Origin of the sequence: Microbacterium sp. SZ1 (genome assembly GCF_002362255.1) — a bacterium.
Taxonomy (GTDB): Bacteria; Actinomycetota; Actinomycetes; order Actinomycetales; family Microbacteriaceae; genus Microbacterium.
On sequence record NZ_LPVV01000002.1, the window covers coordinates 12729 to 33098 of the forward strand.

The window sequence follows — 20370 nt, forward strand, 5'->3', positions numbered from 1 at the left end:
TGCAGTCAACTTAGGGAAGCCTATATTTGAGCGAAATGCATAAATTGAATACGTATACTGCGCCAACGCTCGCGGGTCGACCCGCTCAGTCCCCGCGCCGTCCCTCGCCGAGCGGCTGGAACGGAACACCGTGGTGTGAGAACTCGCGGACCGAGCGCGGTCGGGCGTCGACCAGCACGGTTCTTGCGCTCCGCCGAGCGAGCGGCAGGTCGCTCGACGAATCCGTGTAGAGAGTATCCACGATCGCTCCCGGATGGATCACCTCGAGGGTCTCGACCTTGCGTTCGCCCACGTTGTGATCGGCGAAGCGCGGACCTCGTGCGGAGAAGCGGAACCGGGATGCGAGCAGCGGCATCCCTCCGACGCCGAGAGCCTCCAGGTATGCCGCGGCGAGCTCGCGCTCGGTCGCGGTGATGACGATGCCCGCCCCGTCGTCGAACGCTCGCCGCAGCGCCGCCAGCACGTCAGGCCGCACGTTGTCGGGTCTCGCGGCGAGCCGTCGCGCGGTACGGACGGCGAGCCGCGCGTACTCCGGCTCCGACACCCCGGAGAGGACGATGTGCACGACGGCGCGGTTGCATCGCGGGCGCAGCGCTCCGGCCGCCGGCACGAGCGCGGCGGCGAGCGCGAGCACCGCGACGGGCAGGACGAGCCACGGCCGCGTGCGGAGCCGCGCGAGAACGAGGGCGGCCATGGTGTCGGCGCGGCTGAGCACGCCGTCGAGGTCGAAGACCGTGATCACTCCGCGTCGACCGCCCGATCGATGATGAGCGATACGCGATCCGCCCGGTACACGTCGACGGCGAACTCGAGGCAGTCGCCGCCCGCGAGGAACGTGCGTCGCGTCAGCTGCAGCCCGCCCGCGGCACCGCGCGTGCCGAGACGGCGCGCGTCATCGGCATCCAGCACCACCACCTCCAGCTCGGCGGAGGTGCGGGCGAGCGCGAGGCCGAACCGCGAGCGCACCTCATCCCACAGCGACCCGGCGAGGTCGCCGTCGAGCAGCCCCGGCACGAGATCGGCGCGGTAGTAGGTCGTCTCGACGGCGAGGGGCTCGCCGTTCGCGCGCCGCAGGCGTCGGAGGGCGTAGACGGGCGAGCCTGCGAGGATGCCGAGCCCCGCCGCGACGGTGTCGTCGGCAGGTCGCTCCTCGGCCCAGAGCAGTTCGGCGCCGGGGTTCCCGCCCGCGCGGGCGATCTCCTGCGAGAACGATCCGAGCCGCAGGCGCACTCGGGGTTCCGAGATGAAGGTGCCGCGGGTCGCGTCGCGATGCACGCGTCCCTCGTTCTCGAGCACGCCCAGCGCACGGCGGAGGGTCATGCGGCTCACTCCGAGCTCCACGCTCAGGTCGCGTTCCGCCGGTAGGGGCGTTCCAGGCGTGAGCTCCCCGGCGTCGATGCGGGCACGCACCTCGGCCGCGATGCGGACGTAGGCGGGGGCGCTCGCGGCCGCCGATTCCTCAGAGGATGCGCTGGTCACTCTTGACACGCTACCGGTCACGCCCCTACCGTACCTTGGTATAGACCATGTTGGTCTATACCAACTGTCGTCCAATGAAGGTCGAGTCATGGAAGCACCCGAATCTCCCCTCGCCCCGTCCGCCGCCCCGGCCGGCACCCGCATGAAGCGGGAGCTCGGGCTCTACGCATCCTTCGCCGTCGCCTTCGGGTTCGTCTCGATCGCGACCGGCATCTTCACGACCTACGGAGCGGTGCTGAACAGCAGCGGCCCCCGCGGCATCTGGGCCTGGCCCGTCGCCGTCGTGGGGCAGACGATGGTCGCGCTGATCTTCGGCGCGCTCGCGGCGCGCATCCCGATCAGCGGCTACGCGTACCAGTGGGTCTCTCGCCTGGCGAATCCGATCCTCGGCTGGCTCACCGGATGGATATCGTTCGCGTTCCTCGTCGTCGTGGTGGTCGCGGTCGACTACACGATCGCCGCGACGATCCTGCCCGAGCTGTTCGGCTACGCCCCGAGCCCCGCCAACTGCTGGGTCATCACGGCGCTGGTCATGCTGCTGCAGGCGATCCTCGTGGCCCTGAGCACCAAGGCCACCAACCGCGTCAACGAGGTCGCGGTGACCGTGCAGATCATCGGCATGATCGGCATCACCGTGCTGCTGTTCGCCGTCGGCGCGGCGCTCGGCCGCCTCGACTTCACCCAGCTGTTCGCCACGGCACCCGTCGCCGAGGCGGGGTACTGGGACTTCGGCGGCCTCACCGAAGCCGGCCCGTTCCCGCTCGCGTTCCTGCTCGGTGCCTTCACGATCGTCGGCTTCGAGTCGGCCGCGAACCTCGCCGAGGAGACGAAGAACCCCGAGCGCGTCATCCCCCGCGCCATGGTGCAGGCCGTGGTCGCCCTCGGCGTGCTGGGGATGCTGTTCCTCATCGCCGTGACCGCGCTCGCGGGCGACACCGCGGAGCTCGCCGAGTCGGCGACCCCCGTGGCGACCGTCATCACCTCGGTGCTGGGTCCGGTCGTCGGCAAGATCCTGCTCGTGCTCGTCGTCATCTCGATCTTCTCGTGCGGCCTGGTCATCACGCTCAGCGGCACCCGCCTGATCTGGGCGATGTCGCGCGATGAGCGCTTCCCCGCGTGGCAGCTGCTCCGCCGCGTCAGTCGCACGAGGCACACCCCGGTGGCGGCGACGCTCGGCTACCTCGTCATCACGCAGGCGATCCTCGCGATCTTCAGCGGCACGAGCGACGCGCTCTTCGTCCTGTTCTCGGCGGCGACCCTGCTGCCGGCGATCATCTACGCGGGCACGGTTCTGCTGTACATCGTGAAACGCCGCTCGCTCCCCGCGAGCGCCGGGTTCACGCTCGGCCGGTGGGAGGTGCCGGTGCTGATCCTCGCGAGCGTCTGGCTCGTGTATGAGCTGCTCATCTTCCGCGACGTCTCGTTCGAGCAGCCGCGACTGTACGTCGGCATCATGCTCGTGATCGGCATCGCGTACCTCGTCTACCTGCTCGCGACACGCGGACGCCGTGGTCTCACCATGCCCGACATGGCCGACGTCGACCGCACGTTCGACGACGACACCGCGTCCGCCTCCCGGTGAGACGCCCCTCCTCCAGAGAAATCAGCGAAAGTGGAACCATCATGAACTCCCCCTCTCCCACCCTCCCCGTCGTCGTGATCGGCGGAGGCGTCGTGGGGTCGGCCCTGCTCTACACGCTCGCGCACCGCGGAGTGGATGCCGTGCTCCTCGAGGCCGAGAGCGCGCTCGGTCTCGCGGCGAGCGGCACGAACTCCGGAGTGCTGCACACCGGATTCGACTCGACGCCGGGCGAGCTCGAGACCGAGCTGATCCTGCGCGCCGCCCGCATCCGTCCGGCCATCCTCGACGCGCTCGGGGTGCCCGTCATCCACTGCGGCGCCGAACTCGTGCCGCACACGGACGAGGATGCCGAGACGGTCGCCGCGCTCACAGCAGGCGCTACCGCGAACGGCGTGCAGGTCGAGATCCGCGAGTCCGACGGGGCTCTGCTCGTGCCGGGCGAGTCCGTCAGCGACCCCGTCGCGTTCACGGCGGCGCTCGCGGCGTCGGCCGTCGCCGCCGGAGCGCGGGTCGAGCTGGACGCACGCGTCGCCGCCCTCACGCCGGGCGAGGACGCGATCGTGGTCGAGACGACCGACGGCCCGAGCATCCGAGCCGCCGCGGTCGTCAACGCCGCCGGCCTGCACGCCGACGACGTGGCCCGGCTCATCGGCGACGACTCTTTCGAGATCTACCCGCGCAAGGGCGAGTTCTTCGTGTTCGAGCTCCCGGACGGCGCGACGCTCGATCGCATCATCCTGCCGGTGCCGACGAAGCGCACGAAGGGCGTGCTCGTCTTCCCGACGCTCGACGGCAGGGTGATCGCGGGTCCCACCGCGGTCGACCTCGACGACAAGGACGACTGGACGGTGCGCGCCGAGGCGCGGGACGAGATCCTCGCCAAGGCCGTCGCGCAGTTCCCCGCGCTGGACGGGCTCGAGCCGATCGCGAGCTACGCCGGGCTCCGCCCTGCCGGTCGCGGCAGCAACTACGTGATCGGGTCGTCGGAGAAGGACGCCCGCCTGATCAACGTCGCGGCCATTCGCTCGACGGGCCTCACCGCCTCGCTCGGCATCGCCGACCACGTGGCCGAACTGCTGCCCGCGATCGGCATCGAGGTCGGTCCGCTGCAGCCGCCCACACCCACGGCGCCGGTTCCGGTCGCGAGCACGCCGTGGTGGCGTCGCACGGCCGAGCACCGCGGCGTGCTGCCGGGTGCCGTCGCGGGCGAGGATCAGCCGTCATGACCACCGTGCTCGCGATCGACCAGGGCACGTCGGGCACCAAGGCCGTCGTCGTCGACGACTCCGGCGAGATCCTCGCGCTCAGCGAGGTCGCCGTCCGGCCGACGTACCTCTCGGGCGGCGGGGTCGAGCAGGACCCCGAGGCGCTGCTCGAGTCGGTGCTCCGCGCCGGGCGCACCGCGGTCGGCGAGGCGAAGGCCGAGGTCGACATCGTCACCCTCGCGAACCAGGGCGAGACCGTGCTCGCGTGGGACCCCGACACGGGCACCGCGCTGTCGCCGATGATCGTGTGGCAGGACCGCCGCGCCGAATCGGTCTGCGCCGAGCTGCGCGACCACGCGGATGACGTCGCCCGCCGCACCGGACTCGTGCTCGACCCGTACTTCTCCGCGCCGAAGCAGGCGTGGATCCGCAGGAACATCACGCGCGAGGGCGTCGTGACGACCTCCGACAGCTGGCTGCTGCACCGCCTCACCGGCGAGTTCGTCACCGATGCTTCGACGGCCAGCCGCTCACTCGCGGTCGATCTCGACAGCGCCGCCTGGGATCCCCGGCTGCTCGACCTGTTCGGACTCGCCGACGAGCGACTCCCCCGCATCCTCGCGTCCGACGAGATCGCGGGCACGACGACCGCGTTCGGCGGCAGCGCTGCGGTCGGCGGGCTCATCGTCGACCAGCAGGCAGCGCTCGTCGCACAGCACTGCCTGCGGCCCGGCGAGGCCAAGTGCACGTTCGGCACCGGGGCGTTCCTGCTCGCGAACACCGGTGCGGACCCCGTGCGCTCGACCGCCGGTCTGTCGTCGTCCGTCGCCTGGCAGCAGGGCGGACAGACGAGCTATTGCCTCGACGGCCAGGTGTACACCGCGGCGTCAGCGGTGCGCTGGCTCGAGAAGCTCACCTTCATCGACACGGCGGCCGACCTCGACCGGGTCGCCGCCGACGACTCCGACGGCGTGCTGTGCGTGCCGGCCCTCGCAGGACTCGCCGCTCCCTGGTGGAGACCCGATGCGACGGCCACCCTGACCGGCATGACCCTCTCCACCGGCAGTGAACACCTGGTGCGCGCCGTGCTGGAGGGAATCGCCGCGCAGGTGGCCGAACTGGCTCGCGCGATGTCGGCCGACCTGGGCGCACCCCTGCAGCGACTGCGGGTCGACGGCGGACTGACGCGCAGCCGGGTGCTCATGCAGGCGGTCGCCGATCTCATGCGGGTGCCCGTCGACGTGTATCCGTCGCAGCACGCGACACCGCTCGGCGCCGCCGCACTCGCCCGGTGCGCGGCGGACCCCGCGCTCACGCTCGACGAGGCCATCGTGCCGTGGTCGCCGTCGCAGACGTACGAGCCGCAGTGGTCGGCCGACCGTGCCGAGGAGTTCTCGGCGCGCTGGCGCGCCGTGGCGGAATCGCTGTCCTGACCCACCGGCCGCCGGTCGGAGAGGCGCTTTCAGACGCCGCCTGCGTACAGCTCGCCGACCGGCACTGCGACCGGCAGCACATTGCCCGGCTGAGCGAGCGGGCACGCCCATGCCGGGTCGTAGGCGCACGACGGGTTGTAGGCGAAGTTGAAGTCGAGCACGACGGTGCCGCGCTCGGCATCCGATCCGAGGTCGGCGCCCTTGATCGTGTCGAGCAGGTAGCGTCCGCCGCCGTACGTGCCGCCGGGCGTGCCCGCGAGTGCGTCGCGAACCGGCACGAACAGGCCGCCGCCATAGGTCGTCAGGCGCCAGACGTCGAGACTTCCCACGCCGGGGATCTCGACGAGTCCGATCCGCTCGAAAGGCACCACCCCGTCGGTGCCCGTCGCGAACTCGAAGCCCCCGGGCTCTGCGTCGAGGATCGGCAGCTCGAAGCGCCACTCCGGGTCGTACGACGGGATCGGCGCACCCTCGAAGAGCACCCGGTCATCGGGCAGGAGCGGAGTCGCCGGATGCCGCAGCAGCAGCTCGTCCCGCTCGATGCGCCACAGCTCATGGGCCTCCTCGGGCGAGTCCGCCTCACGGATCGCGGCGTACAGCGAGAAGACGCGGCGCCGCCAGTCGGCGACCTCGAGGGCCGTTCGTGCATTCTGCGTGGTCATGGGCCCAGGCTACGGGAGGCGGCGACCCCCGAGGCCGGGCACCCTAGGTTGGAGTGATGACCCCGACTCCGCAGGCACGCGACCTCGTCGGCCGCACCGCCCTCGTCACCGGAGCGAACGCCGGCATCGGCTACTGGTGCGCCGAGCAGCTCGCCGCCCGCGGCGCGCGCGTGCTCCTCGGATGCCGTTCGACCGAGCGCGCGGGCGTGGCCGAACGGTCGATCCGCGAGCGGGTCGAGGGCGCCGACGTCGGCATCCTCTCCCTCGATCTCGGATCCCTCACCAGCGTCGCCACGGCCGCGGCGAGCGTCGACGAGCCGCTGCACGGCGTGATCTGCAACGCCGGGGTGAAGGCGGCCGACCCCGACGACCGCACGGCCGACGAACACGACCTCATGATCGGTACCAACGCCCTCGGCCACTTCGCCCTGCTGGCGCAGCTCCTGCCCTCGCTGGCGCCGGACGCCCGCGTCGTCGCGGTCGGGTCGATCGCCCACCGCTTCGCACGCATCGACCCGGGCACCATCGACGCCGCGTGGACCGGAGCCTCGCTACGCCAGTACGGCCGGTCGAAGGCCGCGGTGATGGCCCTCGCGTTCGAACTCGACCGACGCTGGCGCGGCACCGCACGCTCGGCGCTCTGTGCGCACCCCGGCTATGCGGTCGATCCGCTCACCCCGATCCGCGACGGCCTCGCCCCCGTACGACCGATCGCTCGACGCCTCGCCTCGCTGACGCGCGGACTGGTGCAGGGGAAGGATGCCGGTGCCGCGCCGATCGTGCACGCCGCGACGTCACCCGACGCGACCGGGGGCGATTACTGGGGACCGGGCGGGCTGCTCGAGTTCCGCGGCGCACCCCGCCGAGTCCGCGCCTCGGACGAGGTGCGGTCCCGGTCGACCGGGGCCGCTCTCTGGACGGCGGCGGAGCAGCTCACCGGCGTGCGGTTCGACGTCTAGACGGCGGGGATCTCGTCGAGCGACCGGTACACGGGCAGACCGCGCTCCCGTGCGATCTCGACGTCCTTGTCGGCACCGGCCGACTCGCCGGGCAGCCGCAAGACGGCGTCGCAGTGCTGCAGGAGGCGACGAGCGGTCTCGTACATGACGTCGCCCTCTTCGGCCTCGCGCTCGTCGAGACCGCGCAGAATCGGCAGTGCCGCCCACTCCCCGATCATCGGGACGTGCCCGAGCCGGTGGATCGGAGCAGCGGCCTCTTCCAGGCGTGTGAGGTTGCGGGCGATGAGGTCGGGGTCGCCGCCGGTTCCGGAACGGTACGGGCCGGCGATGAGGATGAGGAGTGGTGTGTTCATGTCGAGGACTGTATCGTTAACCGTGCACAAACGTGCAACTCCGTGAAACTCTCGAAGGAGAACGCATGTTGAGCGCTCAGCGGAAGTCGCATCTGCGCGAGATTCTGCGTCGCGAGGGACGCGTAGTCGCCAAGGACGTCGCCCGCGAGCTGTCGCTGTCGGAGGATTCGATCCGGCGCGATCTCCGCGAGATGGCCGAGGCCGGCGAGCTCGTTCGCGTCTATGGCGGCGCGCTGCCGGTCCCCGCGGCCGATCGCCCCGTCGAGGAACGCCTCCGGCTCGCCTCGGCGAGCAAAGAGCGGGTCGCGCACCGCGCCGTGCAGTTGATCGCCCCGGCATCCACCGTCGTCCTCGACGCGGGAACGACCACACTCGCGATGGCCCGGATGCTGCCCGCGGATGCCGATCTGACCGTGATCACCCCGAGCCCGGCCGTCGCGCTGGCGGTCGCCGAGCACTCCGATGCGCGCGTCGTGATGATCGGCGGCGAGCTGTCGCGACACTCGCTCGTCGCAAGCGGCCCGCTCGCCATCGAGGCCCTGCAGCACCTCGCCGCCGACGCGTTCTTCCTCGGCGTCACCGGCATCGACCCCGAGAACGGCCTCACCACCGGTCGCCTCGACGATGCGGCGACGAAGCGCGCCGTCGCCGCCCGAAGCCGGCGCACCTACGTGCTCGGCAGCGAGGAGAAGATCGGTGCGACCTCTCACTACCCGGTGCTCGACGTCGACGCCGTGACCGGGATCGTCGTCGACCCCGTCGACCGCAATCCGCTCATCGAGCGGCTCCCGACCGTGTGACGGAAGCGCGCTCAGCTGACCGTGGCCGCGACGATCGCCGGCGTCATGGCCGCCATCATCGCCGCCGCCATGGCGGCGTTGAGCGCGTTCGCCACGGCGTCGCCCACCGCTGTGCCGTCGGCCTGCGGCGACTCCGCCGTCAGCTGCTCGATCCGCTTCTTGAGGTCGCGAGCCGACGCGCCCGCGCATTCCTCGCGGAGGATCGCGTGCGCCGCATTCAGGTTCTGCAGGATGGACAGCAGTGAGAGGTCGGCCCTCGCGGCGACACGGTCGCCCGCGATCACATCGGCGAGCCGGGCCCGCAGCACGCGCTCCGGGGCCGGGTCGGACTCGGGCGTGCGGACCGATCCCCAGCCGAAGAAGCCGCGCTCCCCGCGAATCAGCACGCCCTGCACCAGGAGCGACTCGACGACCACCTCGAGCGGGTCGAGCTTGGGACGTGCGATGAGCGACTGCAGACGCTTGCCGCGCAGCGGGATCAGTCGCTCGAGCGTCGTGTCGAGCACGGGATGCCCGGTCGGCTCGGTCGACGCGATCCCGACGACGGGGTGACGCTCGTCGGTGAGGGTGATGCGGCCGCGCAGAGCGAGGTCGGTGAGCACGGCGGCGATCTCGCCGTACAGGCGATTGACGCTCACCGAGGAGTCGACCCGGCCGTCGGGACGGAGGAGGAGCATGTGGAGCTCTTCGACGATCAGCATGACTCAACGGTATGCACGAGCGCCGACGCTCGGCATCCGCCGCAGGAATGATTCCCGACGCCGGCACGCGGCAGAGCGGACCGCGCCGACGCCGCCTGGCCGACCGGACCGCGCCGTGTCAACCCCGTCGCCCGGCGGCGAAGACGTTCCTAGGGTTCAGCGCATGGCATCCGACACGACTGCCGCGCCCACCGGCGCGGAGACGCCCACCAAGCTGCGGCGCGCGATCACCGGCCCGCTGCTGTTCGCCTTCATCCTCGGCGACGTGCTGGGCGCCGGGATCTACGCGCTGATGGGCGTGCTCTCAGAAGAGGTCGGCGGGATGCTGTGGGCCCCGTTGCTGCTCGCGCTGCTCCTCGCCCTGCTGACAGCCGGATCCTACGCGGAGCTCGTGACGAAGTACCCGCGCGCGGGGGGTGCCTCGGTCTTCGCGGAGCGCGCTTTTCGCAGTCCGATCGTGTCGTTCCTCGTCGGCTTCAGCATGCTCGCCGCCGGCGTCACGAGCGCAGCGGGCCTGGCGATCGCCTTCGCCGGCGACTACTTCGGCACCTTCTTCGACCTGCCGGCGACGCCCGTCGCCATCGTGTTCCTCGCCATCGTGGCCGCGCTCAATGCCCGCGGCATCCGGGAGTCGATGGGCGCGAACCTCGTCATGACCGCGATCGAGCTCAGCGGCCTCGTGATCGTGATCGCCGTGGTCGGCATCTTCGTCGCGGGCGGGGGCGGTGACGCATCGCGCCTGACCGCGACCCCCGAGGGCACACCGGTCGCCCTCGCGGTGCTGGGCGGAGCGGTGATCGCGTACTACTCGTTCGTCGGCTTCGAGACCTCCGCGAACATGATCGAAGAGGTCAAGAACCCGCGCCGGACCTACCCGCGTGCGCTGTTCGGGGCACTGTTCACCGCCGGTGCCGTCTACGTGCTCGTCGGCGTCGCGAGTTCCATCGCCCTCCCCGCCTCCGAGCTGCAGGAGTCCAGCGGCCCGCTGCTCGCGGTGGTCGAGGCCACCGGCGTCAGCATCCCCTCCTGGCTGTTCAGCCTCATCGCGCTCATCGCCGTCGCCAACGGCGCGCTGCTGACCATGATCATGGTGAGCCGCCTCACCTACGGCATGGCCGAGCAGCGCCTCCTCCCCGGTGTGCTCGGGCGGGTGCTCCCCAACCGGAAGACTCCGTGGGGGGCGATCCTCACCACGACCCTCGTCGCGATGGGACTCACGCTCGTCGGCGACCTCGCGACACTCGCCGAGACCGTGGTGCTGCTCCTGCTGTTCGTGTTCCTGAGCGTCAACGTCTCGGTGCTGGTGCTGCGTCGCGACCGGGTCGAGCACGACCACTTCCGGGTCTGGACGTTCGTGCCGGTGCTCGGCGTCGCGTCCTGCATCCTGCTGCTCACTCAGCAGCGGCCGGTGGTGTGGCTCTTCGGCGCCATCCTGCTCGCCGTGGGCGTGGTGCTCTTCGCGCTCGCCCGCTGGGGACGCGCGCGCTCCGATCGCACGGCGACCACCGCCTCCGACTCCCCCACGACCACCGCCCCCACCCAGGAGGACACCCATGGCAACGCCTGACGACACCAGCAGCGTCGACGACATGACCTTCGACGAGAAGCGTCACGACCAGTTGACCGCCGCCCCGAACGCGACGGAGGAGGACGCGGCGCCGCGCATCGAGGTCACCGAGCACGACGGCGTCACGCGCATCGACATCGCCCCCGATGCCGCGGTGCGGCCCGGACCCGGACCGGGCGTCGAGGTCGACGACCAGGGCCGCCCGGTGGACCGCGAGCCCGAGGGCCGCTAGAGCCAGCCCTTGCGCTTGAACGCGACGTAGAGGCCGACGCCCATCGCGAGCATGAGTCCGATCGCCATCGGATAGCCGAATGCCCAGTGCAGTTCCGGCATGTGGTCGAAGTTCATCCCGTAGACGGTGCCGACGAGGGTCGGGGCGAAGAGGATCGCGGCCCAGCCGGAGATGCGCTTGACCTCATCGTTCTGGCGGATGCTCAGCTCGGTCATGCGCCGCATCTCCTCGTTCTGGCGGCGGGCGACGATCGTCGACTCCACCGTGAGCGCGTTGTCGAGCACGGTGCGGAACGTGGTGACTCGGTCGGCGATCCGCAGCGTGTGGTCGAGCACGTCGCGGAGGTACCGCTGCAGCTCCTCGTCGACGTGGTACTTCTCCGAGCCGCGCAGCAGCGCGTCGAGCATGCCGGACAGCGGCTGAGTCGCCCGCTGGAAGTCGATGACCTCGCGTCCGAGTTCGTAGATGCGCTGCGTCGCGTCGACACCCTCCTCGAACAGCTGGCTCTCGATCTCGTCGATGTCGTTCTCGAGGCCGGCGAGCACGGGCGCGTACTCGTCGACGACCTCGTCGAGGATCGCGTACAGCACGGCCTCCGGGCCCTGCGTGAGCAGGGCGGGATCGCCCTCGAGGCGACGACGCACCCTGCCCAGGTCGGGAGACTCGGCATGGCGGATCGTGACGACGAACTCCGGCCCGACGAGCACGTGGATCTCGCCGAACTCGACCTCCTCGGTCGCGTCGAGGTAGCGGGCGGAGCGCAGCACCATGAACAGCACGTCGCCGTAGCGCTCCAGCTTCGAGCGCTGGTGGCCGGCGAGTGCGTCCTCGACCACGAGCTGATGGATGCCGAACTCGTCGGCCACCTCGCGGATCTCCTGCTCATTCGGACGGTACAGACCGATCCAGCTCATCCCGCCGCGCGCGTGCATGAGCTCGAAGGTCTCGCTGAGGCTGGCGGGATTCTCGGTGCGGACGCCGTCGACGTAGATGGCGTTGTCGATGATCGGCATGGCGCTCCTCCCGCTCCGGCGCTGCCGGCTGCGCTCAGCCCTCGGCGGGCGCGACGCAGGCGACGGCCGTGTCGGCGATCGCCTGGTGATACTGCTCAGCCGTGAAGGGCAGGCCGAACTCGGGGGCCGTCTGCCCGGACGCCGCGGGGGCCTTCGACGCGATGGCGGCGAGCTCCCACGCGAGGTACGCGGCGATCGTACCGCCCTGCGTCGAGTCGTTGAGCGACACCGCGACCGTGAACCCGGTGGTCGGATCGGAGTACGCGGCGGTGGCGTAACCCGGAGTCCAGCCGTACTGTCCGATCATCGATCCGACGAGGCTCGCACCGCCGGTCGCCTGCTGCCAGGACGGAGCACCGTCGTAGGCCGGCAGCGGCGCTCCGAAGCGGTTCGGCTCCTCCTCGGTGCGCAGTACCTGGGCGGCCTCGGCCTGGGCGTACCGACCGAGGTCCTCGATGGTCGACACGACGCCGGAGTCGGTGAACCCGGTGCTCGACGACAGGGTCGTGATGTCCACGGGGGCCGCGCAGTTGTATCCGCCCTCGACCGCCGACAGATAGTGGCCGTTCATGACGGGGCCGGTCGACGGCGGGGCCGCAGTCGCCCGCGGCAGCGACGTGTCCGCGAGCCCGAGGGGCTCGGTGACGTACTCGGAGATCAGCTCGGCGGCCGTCATCCCGGAGGCGCGCTCCAGCGCCAGGCCGAGGATCAGGTATCCGGAGTCGGACTCGCGGTAGGCGGTGTGCGGCGCGATGCGGCCGGCACCCAGACCGTAGGAGGCCAGCTCGAGCGGAGCCCAGACACGCTCAGGAGTGTTCAGCCACGCGGACTTCGCGACGGCCTCGGACGAGCCGATGCCGCTCGTGCCGTTGCACAGGTCGACCAGCGTGATGTCGGTCATGTCCGGCACACCCGAGACGTAGTCGGGAACGGGATCGTCGAGCTCGACGGTCCCCTCGTCGGCGAGCGCGTACAGCACGTCGCAGGTCATCAGGCGGGTCACATCGCCGATGCGGAACGCCATGTCGGTGCTGATCTCATCACCTGCGCCCGGCTCCTGGGTTCCCACGCCGGTGACCCAGGTGCCGCTCCACGGCACCCAGACGCCGACGACGGCGCCGGTCGCGCCCGAAGCCGTGAGGGCGTTGTTCACGGCATCCTGCATGGCCGCGACCGTGTCGTCGGGCAGAGCGCCGTCGACCTGAGCCGGTGGCTCGTAGGTGAAGGAGGGCTCGGACGTGCACCCGGTGAGGAAGATCCCGAGCATGGCGACGCCGGCCGCTGCTGCGCGGAACCTGCGCGACGAGAGAAGCTGCATGAAGGGGACCCCCGGAAGACGTGTCTCCCGAGTCTAGAACGCGGATGCTGAAAGTACGCATCGGGCGTGCCCGTAGGGTGATGATCATGCCCCACACGTTCGATGCCGATATCATCGCCGCCGTCCTCCGCCACATGAACGGCGACCACACCGACGACAACCTGCTGATCGCCCGGGCGTTCTCCACCGACGAGGAGGGCGAGGTCACGGGGTCCACCATGACCGGGTTCGACGGTGACGGCGGCACGTGGAGTGTGACCCGCGGGGGCACGGCATCCGAGCTGCGCGTCCCGTGGCCGGGCGGTCCCATCACCGAGCGTCCGGCGGTGCGGCGCGAGGTCGTCGCGATCTACGACCTCGCCTGCGCGAAGCTGGGCATCGAACCCCGACCTCACGACTGACGACGCGCACGGACGCGGCCTTTCGTTTCGCCGAGCCACCCCCTTCTCGCCGAGCCACCCCCTACGGCACGGTGGGAAGAGGGTGGTTCGATGCGAAGGGGGTGGCTCGGCGTGGGAGTGGGGCGCAGGCGGCGTGACATCGAGGGTTTCGCTTCAAGTTAGGCAACCCTTACACTGAGGACATGTCCGAGATCCTCTCCTTCTCCGCCGCCCTCCGTGAGCGCTCCTCCGGTTCGCATTCGCGCAGCGAAGGGGCGGGCTTCATGTCCGATCTGCTCAAGGGCGAGGGATCCCGCGAGGACTACATCTCGCTCGTCGCCCAGCACTACTTCATCTACGAGGCGCTCGAGGGCGCGGGCGATCGGATGCGTCAGGACCCCGTCGCGTCGGTCTTCCTCAGCGACAAGCTCACCCGCCTCCCCGCCCTCGAGGCGGACCTCGCGTTCCTGCTCGGCGAGGAGTGGCGCGAGCTCATCAGCCCGCTGCCCACCACGCAGCGCTACGTCGAGCGCATCCGCCAGGTCGGCGCGACCTGGGCCGGCGGCTTCGTCGCCCACCACTACACCCGGTACCTCGGCGACCTGTCGGGCGGCATCTTCATCGGCCGCGTCATGGCACGTCGCTTCGGCTTCGAGACCAACGGGATCGGCTTCTACCTGTTCGACGACATCGCCGACCCGAACGCCTTCAAGGACGTCTACCGCGAGCAGCTCGACGCCGCCCCGTGGGACGACGCCGAGCGCGAGCGCGTGATCGACGAGGTGCTGCTCGCCTACCGCTTCAACACCGAGCTCTTCGAAGACCTCGACCGCGCGCGCGTCGCCGCCTGACGCCGCTCACTCGACGACCTTCGGGCCACCGGGTCGTTGCGCGAGGAGCGCAGCGACGAGACGAAACGCACCACACCCCGCTGACGCCTCAGGCGCGGCCCACCTCCGGCGTCGACCGCGCCAGCCACGCGTCGCGCATGAATCGCCGCACGTCCTCGTCGACGCGGATGTCGCTCGGGCGGAGCGGCCGCGACAGATACAGTCCGTCGAGCGACGTGAGCCGGGAGAGCGCGACATAGGTCTGACCGGGGGCGAACGCACCGGATCCGAGATCGATGATCGCCCGGTCGTAGGTCTTCCCCTGCGACTTGTGAATGGTAACCGCCCACGCCAGACGGAGCGGGAACTGCGTGAACTCCGCGATGACGTCGCGCGTCAGCTTCTTCGTCGTCGGCTCGTACGAGTACCGGAATCGCTCCCACACAGCGGGTTCGACGTCGACCTCCTCGCCGTCGATCTCGACGCGCACGGTCTCGCCGAGGATGCGCACGACCGTTCCGATCGTGCCGTTGACCCACCGCGGCGGCTCCCCCGACATCGACGTGTCGTTGCGCAGGAACATCACCTGCGCGCCGACCTTGAGCTTGAGTTCGGTCTCAGCGGGCAGCGACGCCTCTCCGCGGCCGAACTCGCCGTTGATCTCGGCCTTCGCTGTCTGCTCCTTGCCCGGCAGCGCCGCGAGGTGACGGCTGTTGATGCCGTTGACGATGTCGTTGCGGGTCGCGAGCGTGATCATCGGCACCTCGCCCGGCTCGGGCTCGGGAGGCGTCCGCGCACCCTGCGTATTGAGCACCCCGGCGATCTCGGCGGTCACGCGGCCGTAGCGCACGGCGTTCAGCATGGCCTTGAACCCGTCGTCGGACTGCCGGTGGATCTGCACGAGCTCGCGCACATGCAGCTCCGCACGGGTGTCGACCGCGAAGAGCGCGTCACCCGAGGGTGCGGCGGCGTCGTCGCCGTCGAAGCCGACCCAGACCTTCGCGTCGAAGAACCAGAACGACCGGTAGTGATCCTTCACGTACCGCAGCTCGTCGCCGCGCGGCGGCACCGGCGCCAGCTGGTACGGATCGCCGAACATCACGACCTGCACGCCGCCGAACGGGATGCCGCGCTTGCCGCGCGCCTGTCGGAGCGAGCGATCGATCGCGTCCATGAGGTCGGCGTTCACCATCGAGATCTCGTCGATCACGAGCGTCTCGATCGCGTTGAGGATCCGGCGGGTGTTGTCGTTCTGGTCGATGTCGGAGTCGCCGATCAACCCGATCGGCAGGCGGAACAGCGAGTGGATCGTCTGTCCCTCCACATTGAGGGCGGCGACTCCGGTCGGCGCGCAGATGGCGATCTGCTTCTTGGTGTTCCACGAGAAGTACTGCAGCAGGGTCGACTTGCCCGTGCCGGCGCGCCCCGTGATGAAGACGTGCTCACTCGTGTCCTCGATCAGCCGGAACAGCTCCTGCTGCTCGTCTGACAGGGCGGGAAAGGACACGACTCTCATGGTACGTGGCGCAGCGGCACGGCATCCCTCTGACACGGAGGCGGCGCCCCGTCGACGCTCGGCGTCCCCCCAGCGCCCCCTCCTAGACTTGCGCCATGCAGCAGGTCGAGACGAAGGCGCCCCGGCGCTCCCGTCTCGCTGCCGACCTCGCGCTCCTCGCCGTCGTCGGACTCGTGCTCGTCGCCGCCCTCGCGGCGGGCGGCGCCACGCTGTACCAGCAGTTCTACGGCCCGTCCGCGTTCGTCCAGCGATATCTCGACCTGCTCTCGCAGGGCAAGGCCGCCGACGCGCTCCGTGTGCCGGGGGTGGCCATCGACAGCGAGACGCTGGAGAATGCCGGGATCATGGCCTCGGCATCCGAAGCCATGCTGCGCCAAGCCGCGCTCGCGCCGCTCTCGCAGGTCGAGGTCGTCTCGGAGAAGCCCGAAGGCGACCATGTGGCGGTCACGGTGTCGTACCGCGCGGGCGAGCACGAGGGCACGACGACGTTCTCGGTAGCGCAGGACGGCTGGGCGGGGGTCACCCCGAACTGGCGCTTCACCACCAGCCCGCTCGCGGTGGTGAACCTCACGCTGCGCGGCGCCGACCGGTTCGCGATCAACGGATTCGAGGTCGACCGGCGGCAGATCTCCGCCGACGCCACCCCGCTCGATCCGCTCCCGATGCTGGTGTTCACGCCCGGCATCTACTCCGTGACCGTCGACACGCCGATCTCGACGTCGACGGGTGTGGGCGTGCTGGCCGACACCCCGCTCGCCATCACCCCGCTCGACGTGCAGACCGAGCCGACCGAGGAGTTCGTGGCAGTCGTGCAGCAGCGCGTCGAGGAGTTCCTGACCGAGTGCACGACGCAGGAGGTGCTGCAGCCGACGGCCTGCCCGTTCGGGCTCGAGGTGTCGAACCGCATCGCCTCGCTGCCGCAGTGGTCGATCGCGGCGCAGCCGCAGGTCACGGTCGTTCCTGACGAGAACGGCCAGTGGAGCATCCCCCCGACGGATGCCGTGGCGCACGTCGAGGTCGAGATCCGCTCCCTCTTCGACGGCAAGGTGCAGGCGGTCTCCGAGGACGTGCCGTTCCAGGTGAACGGCACCATCGCGATCCTGCCCGACGGCTCGGCGTCGATCCGGGTCGGGTCGCCGGAGGACGCGCCGCAGGACTAGCGCGCTGCGCGCTCGGCCTCGCGCCGGTCGCGGTCGGCGAGCTCGGCGAGCCGGGCGTTGTACTCCTCGAGCTCGGCATCGCCCGTGCGGTCGGCATGCCGATCGCGGCGCTTCTGCAGCTTCGTGTCGCTCCGGCTCCACTGGATCGCCACCGTGATCGCGAGGATCAGGGTGGGGATCTCGCCGATCGACCACGCGATGCCGCCGCCGATGTACTGATCCTCCATCGGGGAGGGGCCCCAGTCGCGGCCCATCGAGCCGAACCAGTCGGCGACCATCAGCCCCTCCTGCATCATCATCGCCATGCCGAAGAACGCGTGCATGGCCATGACAGCGATGAGGGTGATGAGACGGCCCGGGTACGGCAGGCGGTAGGGCACGGGGTCGGCCCCGACGAGGCTCATGACGAACAGGTACCCCGAGATCAGGAAGTGCGCGACCATCCACTCATGGCCCAGGTGCTCGTACATCGACCAGCGCACGAGGTCGGTGAAGTAGAACGCCCAGAGCGAGACGATGAAGATCGCCGCCGCGACGAACGGGTGGGTGACCACCTTCGCGAACGGCGAGTGCACGGCCCACATGATCCACTCGCGACCGCCGCGCGTGCCGTCGTCGCGCTTGTGGATCGCGCGGAGCGCGAGGGTGACCGGGGCGCCGGAGACCAGCAGCAGCGGGATCGCCATCGACAGCATCATGTGCCCGAGCATGTGCACGCTGAAGAGGTACTCCTGGTAGGCGTTGATGGGCCCGCCGGTCACCCACACGAGCATGAGCATCCCGAGCACCCAGAAGACGGTGCGGTGGATCGGCCAGCGGTCGCCGCGCTTCTGCAGGCGACGCACACCGGCGAGATAGAAGAACAGACCGAAGCCGGCGGCGACGAGCCAGAGGATGTCGATGTCCCACGCCGTGAACCAGCGATCGATGGTGAACTCGGGCGGCAGCGGCGAACGCGTGAGGTTCTCGGCGGGCGTCTGCACGAACGCCGCCTCCTCGCCCGTGGGCGGGGGTGTCCGTGCGAGTGCTGCGGCGGCGCCGGAGGCGAGGCCCATCAGCGCGATCTCGCCGAGCACCAGCATCCAGAACCAGCGCGCCGCCTGCGGCCCGTCGAGCCGTGGGATGAGGCGGATGCGATACCAGGCGCCGAACAGTCCCATGCCGACGAGCAGCACGACCTTGGCGATGAGGATGCCGCCGTACGGCGTCATGAGCTGCGTGATGTCGCCGAGGGCGACCACCGACCGGGCGAGTCCGGAGACCGCGACGACCACGAACGCCGCGATGGCGAGGCTCGAGTAGCGGGAGACGAGCTTCGCCGTGCCGATGTCGGAGCGACCGCGCAGCACGATAACGAGCAGCAGGCCGCCCAGCCAGACCGCCGCGCCGATCGTGTGCAGCAGGATCGAGTTCACGGCCACGTTGTGACCCGACAGCTCTCCGGAGTGCCCCTGGGTCGCGAGAGGGAGGAAGGATGCCGCGGCGAGGATCGCCGTCAGGAGTGTGGGCAGCCAGCTGCGCCACGCGAACACGAGCACGGTGATGATCGACCCCATGATCGTCGTGATGAGCCACGACTGGCCGAGCGCGGTCTCGAGCAGGAAGCGGCCGAGCTGTGTGCCGAATTCGCGCTCGGCGCTCAGCTGCGGGTTGAACGCGGCCATGAACGTGAGGAACGCGCTGATGCCCGCGGTGACCGTGAACACGGCTGCGCCGACGGATGCCGTGTTGAGCGCGACCTCGAAGGACTTCTGCTCCGACTTCAGCGCGAACAGGGCGAGGACGAGGGAGCCGAGCATGGCCGCGGCGGCGATGTTCATCACCAGCTTGACCACGGGGATCGCCCAGCGCACGAACGGTCCGGGGTCCTGGAGAAGGAGCGGGGCCGCGCCTCCGCCGAGGATCAGGGCGACGACGACGGCGACGAGTCCGCCCGCGAGCAGGATGCCGACGCCGACTGCACGATAGGCAGGGCTCGTCGGGGCTGACACGGCGCGGGAACTCACCCCTCCAGCCTAAGCCGCGCGGCCGGGGAGGACGCGCCGAAGGCCGCCCCCGGCGGATCGGGAGCGGCCTTCGAGAGGTGCGGTCTTACTTGACGGCAGCCTTGAGCTTGGAACCGGCGGTCACCTTGACGCGCTTGCCGGCCGGGATCTTGATCTCGGCACCGGTCTGCGGGTTGCGGCCCGTGCGAGCGGCGGTCGCGACCTGCTCGAACGAGATCCAGCCCGGGATCGAAACCTTGCTGCCCTTGGCAACAGCGTCGGAGACCGAGGAGAACAGCGCGTCGAGAACGCCCGAGACGGTGGCCTGGCTCTGGCCGGTGGCGGAAGCGATGCTCGCGACGAGCTCGGTCTTGGTGATGGACTTGTCAGCCATGTCATCCTCCAGCGACGGATCCGTCGCATCGTTTGTGGTGCGGCAGGCGGCTGCCTGCCGTTGGTCGTGTGACCGCCTTGAATGTACCAACGACGACCCACATTTCCGCGTCATTTCGCGGGTTTTGGGCTTTTCCTTGGCGTGTCGTGGTGCAGATGTGACGAAAGTGACGTGTGAGGACGGGCCGAGACGGGCCCCGTCACGCTGGGCGATGGCCCTCGACGACGGCCCGCGCGGTGCGTTCGAAGGCCGGGGCGACACGGTCCTCGCCGTCGAGGTATCCGCCGACGAGCGCCGCGTCGCGGAGTAGCACGAGTGACGCCGCGACGTCGGACGGATGGTCGAGCCCGGCCCCCGCAGCGACCTCCTCGAGAGTCGAGCGGAACCATTCGCGGTGTTCGTCGATGAGGGTGCGCACCGGACCCCCGGCGTCGGGATACTCCGCCGCGGCGTTGATGAAGGGGCAGCCTCGCGTGTGCCGGTGCCGAATGTCGGCGGCGATGCCGTCGATGACCGCGTCGACGAGAGCCGCTGGGTCCGTCACATCGGCGCCCGCCTGATCGAACATCGCCCGGAGCAGCTCGTCCTCGTTGCGAAGGTAGGCGAGCACGAGGTTCTCCTTGCCGCCGAACTGCTTGTAGAGGGTGGCTCGCGTCACCTCCGCCTCGTCGATGATCCGGTCGACGCCGACCGCGTGGATCCCTTCCTCGTAGAAGAGACGGGTCGCCGTGTCGATCAGGCGTGTGCGCGCGGCGCTGGGCCGCCGGAGAGTGGTGGTGTCCATGGTGATCCCTCTCATCG

21 protein-coding genes are annotated in these 20370 nt (G+C 70.2%); 10 read left to right on the forward strand and 11 right to left on the reverse strand.

Annotated elements, in window-relative coordinates; genetic code table 11:
• Positions 1 to 85: 85 nt before the first annotated feature.
• Complete coding sequence (locus tag AUC47_RS01370; RefSeq protein WP_096713459.1) at positions 86 to 742, reverse strand: HAD family hydrolase; 657 nt, start codon at positions 740 to 742, stop codon at positions 86 to 88.
• A complete protein-coding gene (locus tag AUC47_RS01375) occupies positions 739 to 1479 on the reverse strand; it encodes a GntR family transcriptional regulator (protein WP_218838190.1) in 741 nt (246 codons plus the stop codon). Before AUC47_RS01375 ends, AUC47_RS01370 begins: the two co-directional genes overlap by 4 nt.
• Before the next feature lie 88 nt (positions 1480 to 1567).
• Here AUC47_RS01375 and AUC47_RS01380 point away from each other — a divergent pair, with 88 nt between their 5' ends.
• From AUC47_RS01380 to AUC47_RS01390, 3 genes are read left to right on the forward strand one after another with little or no spacing between them, the layout of a single operon-like run.
• The gene (locus AUC47_RS01380) at positions 1568 to 3061 is read left to right on the forward strand and encodes an APC family permease (RefSeq protein WP_096713461.1); all 1494 of its coding nucleotides are present in this window, start codon (positions 1568 to 1570) and stop codon (positions 3059 to 3061) included.
• A 41-nt stretch (positions 3062 to 3102) separates the two neighbouring features.
• Entirely contained in the window at positions 3103 to 4287 is a 1185-nt protein-coding gene (locus AUC47_RS01385) for an NAD(P)/FAD-dependent oxidoreductase (RefSeq protein ID WP_096713462.1), read from the forward strand.
• The gene (locus AUC47_RS01390) at positions 4284 to 5699 is read left to right on the forward strand and encodes an FGGY family carbohydrate kinase (RefSeq protein WP_096713463.1); all 1416 of its coding nucleotides are present in this window, start codon (positions 4284 to 4286) and stop codon (positions 5697 to 5699) included. The genes AUC47_RS01385 and AUC47_RS01390 overlap by 4 nt, the downstream gene beginning before the upstream one ends.
• Positions 5700 to 5728: 29 nt before the next feature.
• Here AUC47_RS01390 and AUC47_RS01395 read toward each other — a convergent pair whose 3' ends face one another.
• Entirely contained in the window at positions 5729 to 6361 is a 633-nt protein-coding gene (locus AUC47_RS01395; protein WP_096713464.1) for a DUF1684 domain-containing protein, read from the reverse strand.
• Between the two features lie 56 nt (positions 6362 to 6417).
• Between AUC47_RS01395 and AUC47_RS01400 the strand changes: the two genes are divergently transcribed.
• Complete coding sequence (locus AUC47_RS01400; RefSeq protein ID WP_096713465.1) at positions 6418 to 7320, forward strand: SDR family NAD(P)-dependent oxidoreductase; 903 nt, start codon at positions 6418 to 6420, stop codon at positions 7318 to 7320.
• On the opposite strand, the gene AUC47_RS01405 is transcribed toward AUC47_RS01400, so the two are convergent.
• Positions 7317 to 7673, reverse strand: coding sequence for a DUF4406 domain-containing protein (locus tag AUC47_RS01405; RefSeq protein WP_096713466.1), 357 nt, complete (start codon positions 7671 to 7673; stop codon positions 7317 to 7319). The genes AUC47_RS01400 and AUC47_RS01405 overlap by 4 nt on opposite strands.
• 65 nt (positions 7674 to 7738) lie before the next feature.
• Here AUC47_RS01405 and AUC47_RS01410 point away from each other — a divergent pair, with 65 nt between their 5' ends.
• A complete protein-coding gene (locus AUC47_RS01410; RefSeq protein ID WP_096713467.1) occupies positions 7739 to 8473 on the forward strand; it encodes a DeoR/GlpR family DNA-binding transcription regulator in 735 nt (244 codons plus the stop codon).
• Between the two features lie 11 nt (positions 8474 to 8484).
• Here AUC47_RS01410 and AUC47_RS01415 read toward each other — a convergent pair whose 3' ends face one another.
• Positions 8485 to 9174, reverse strand: coding sequence for a GOLPH3/VPS74 family protein (locus tag AUC47_RS01415; RefSeq protein WP_096713468.1), 690 nt, complete (start codon positions 9172 to 9174; stop codon positions 8485 to 8487).
• Between the two features lie 163 nt (positions 9175 to 9337).
• Between AUC47_RS01415 and AUC47_RS01420 the strand changes: the two genes are divergently transcribed.
• Positions 9338 to 10741, forward strand: coding sequence for an APC family permease (locus AUC47_RS01420; RefSeq protein ID WP_096713469.1), 1404 nt, complete (start codon positions 9338 to 9340; stop codon positions 10739 to 10741).
• A complete protein-coding gene (locus AUC47_RS01425; protein WP_096713470.1) occupies positions 10728 to 10973 on the forward strand; it encodes a multidrug transporter in 246 nt (81 codons plus the stop codon). The genes AUC47_RS01420 and AUC47_RS01425 overlap by 14 nt, the downstream gene beginning before the upstream one ends.
• Here AUC47_RS01425 and corA read toward each other — a convergent pair.
• Both corA and AUC47_RS01435 read right to left on the reverse strand, forming a co-directional pair.
• Positions 10970 to 11986: a magnesium/cobalt transporter CorA gene (gene corA / locus AUC47_RS01430; protein ID WP_096713471.1), complete on the reverse strand. Its 1017-nt coding sequence runs from the start codon at positions 11984 to 11986 to the stop codon at positions 10970 to 10972. The two genes, AUC47_RS01425 and corA, sit on opposite strands and share 4 nt — an antisense overlap.
• Positions 11987 to 12020: 34 nt before the next feature.
• Entirely contained in the window at positions 12021 to 13304 is a 1284-nt protein-coding gene (locus AUC47_RS01435) for a serine hydrolase domain-containing protein (RefSeq protein ID WP_096713472.1), read from the reverse strand.
• A gap of 86 nt (positions 13305 to 13390) precedes the next feature.
• Between AUC47_RS01435 and AUC47_RS01440 the strand changes: the two genes are divergently transcribed.
• On the forward strand, positions 13391 to 13705 hold the full coding sequence (locus AUC47_RS01440) for a DUF2470 domain-containing protein (RefSeq protein ID WP_096713604.1): 315 nt from the start codon (positions 13391 to 13393) through the stop codon (positions 13703 to 13705).
• 182 nt (positions 13706 to 13887) lie between these two features.
• Positions 13888 to 14535: a biliverdin-producing heme oxygenase gene (locus AUC47_RS01445; protein WP_096713473.1), complete on the forward strand. Its 648-nt coding sequence runs from the start codon at positions 13888 to 13890 to the stop codon at positions 14533 to 14535.
• A gap of 88 nt (positions 14536 to 14623) precedes the next feature.
• Here AUC47_RS01445 and AUC47_RS01450 read toward each other — a convergent pair whose 3' ends face one another.
• Positions 14624 to 16021, reverse strand: a complete 1398-nt coding sequence (locus AUC47_RS01450) for an ATP-dependent DNA helicase (RefSeq protein ID WP_179297474.1) — start codon at positions 16019 to 16021, stop codon at positions 14624 to 14626.
• A gap of 104 nt (positions 16022 to 16125) precedes the next feature.
• On the opposite strand from AUC47_RS01450, the gene AUC47_RS01455 reads away from it, so the two are divergent.
• Positions 16126 to 17190, forward strand: a complete 1065-nt coding sequence (locus AUC47_RS01455) for a hypothetical protein (RefSeq protein ID WP_096713475.1) — start codon at positions 16126 to 16128, stop codon at positions 17188 to 17190.
• Here AUC47_RS01455 and AUC47_RS01460 read toward each other — a convergent pair.
• The 3 genes from AUC47_RS01460 to AUC47_RS01470 all read right to left on the reverse strand — a co-directional run bounded on the left by AUC47_RS01460 (position 17187) and on the right by AUC47_RS01470 (position 20353).
• Positions 17187 to 19196, reverse strand: a complete 2010-nt coding sequence (locus AUC47_RS01460; RefSeq protein WP_096713476.1) for a cytochrome c oxidase assembly protein — start codon at positions 19194 to 19196, stop codon at positions 17187 to 17189. The genes AUC47_RS01455 and AUC47_RS01460 overlap by 4 nt on opposite strands.
• Positions 19197 to 19281: 85 nt before the next feature.
• On the reverse strand, positions 19282 to 19569 hold the full coding sequence (locus tag AUC47_RS01465; RefSeq protein WP_050724056.1) for an HU family DNA-binding protein: 288 nt from the start codon (positions 19567 to 19569) through the stop codon (positions 19282 to 19284).
• Between the two features lie 199 nt (positions 19570 to 19768).
• Positions 19769 to 20353 (reverse strand): TetR/AcrR family transcriptional regulator, encoded by a 585-nt coding sequence (locus AUC47_RS01470; RefSeq protein ID WP_096713477.1) that lies wholly within the window; start codon positions 20351 to 20353, stop codon positions 19769 to 19771.
• Positions 20354 to 20370 lie beyond the last annotated feature (17 nt).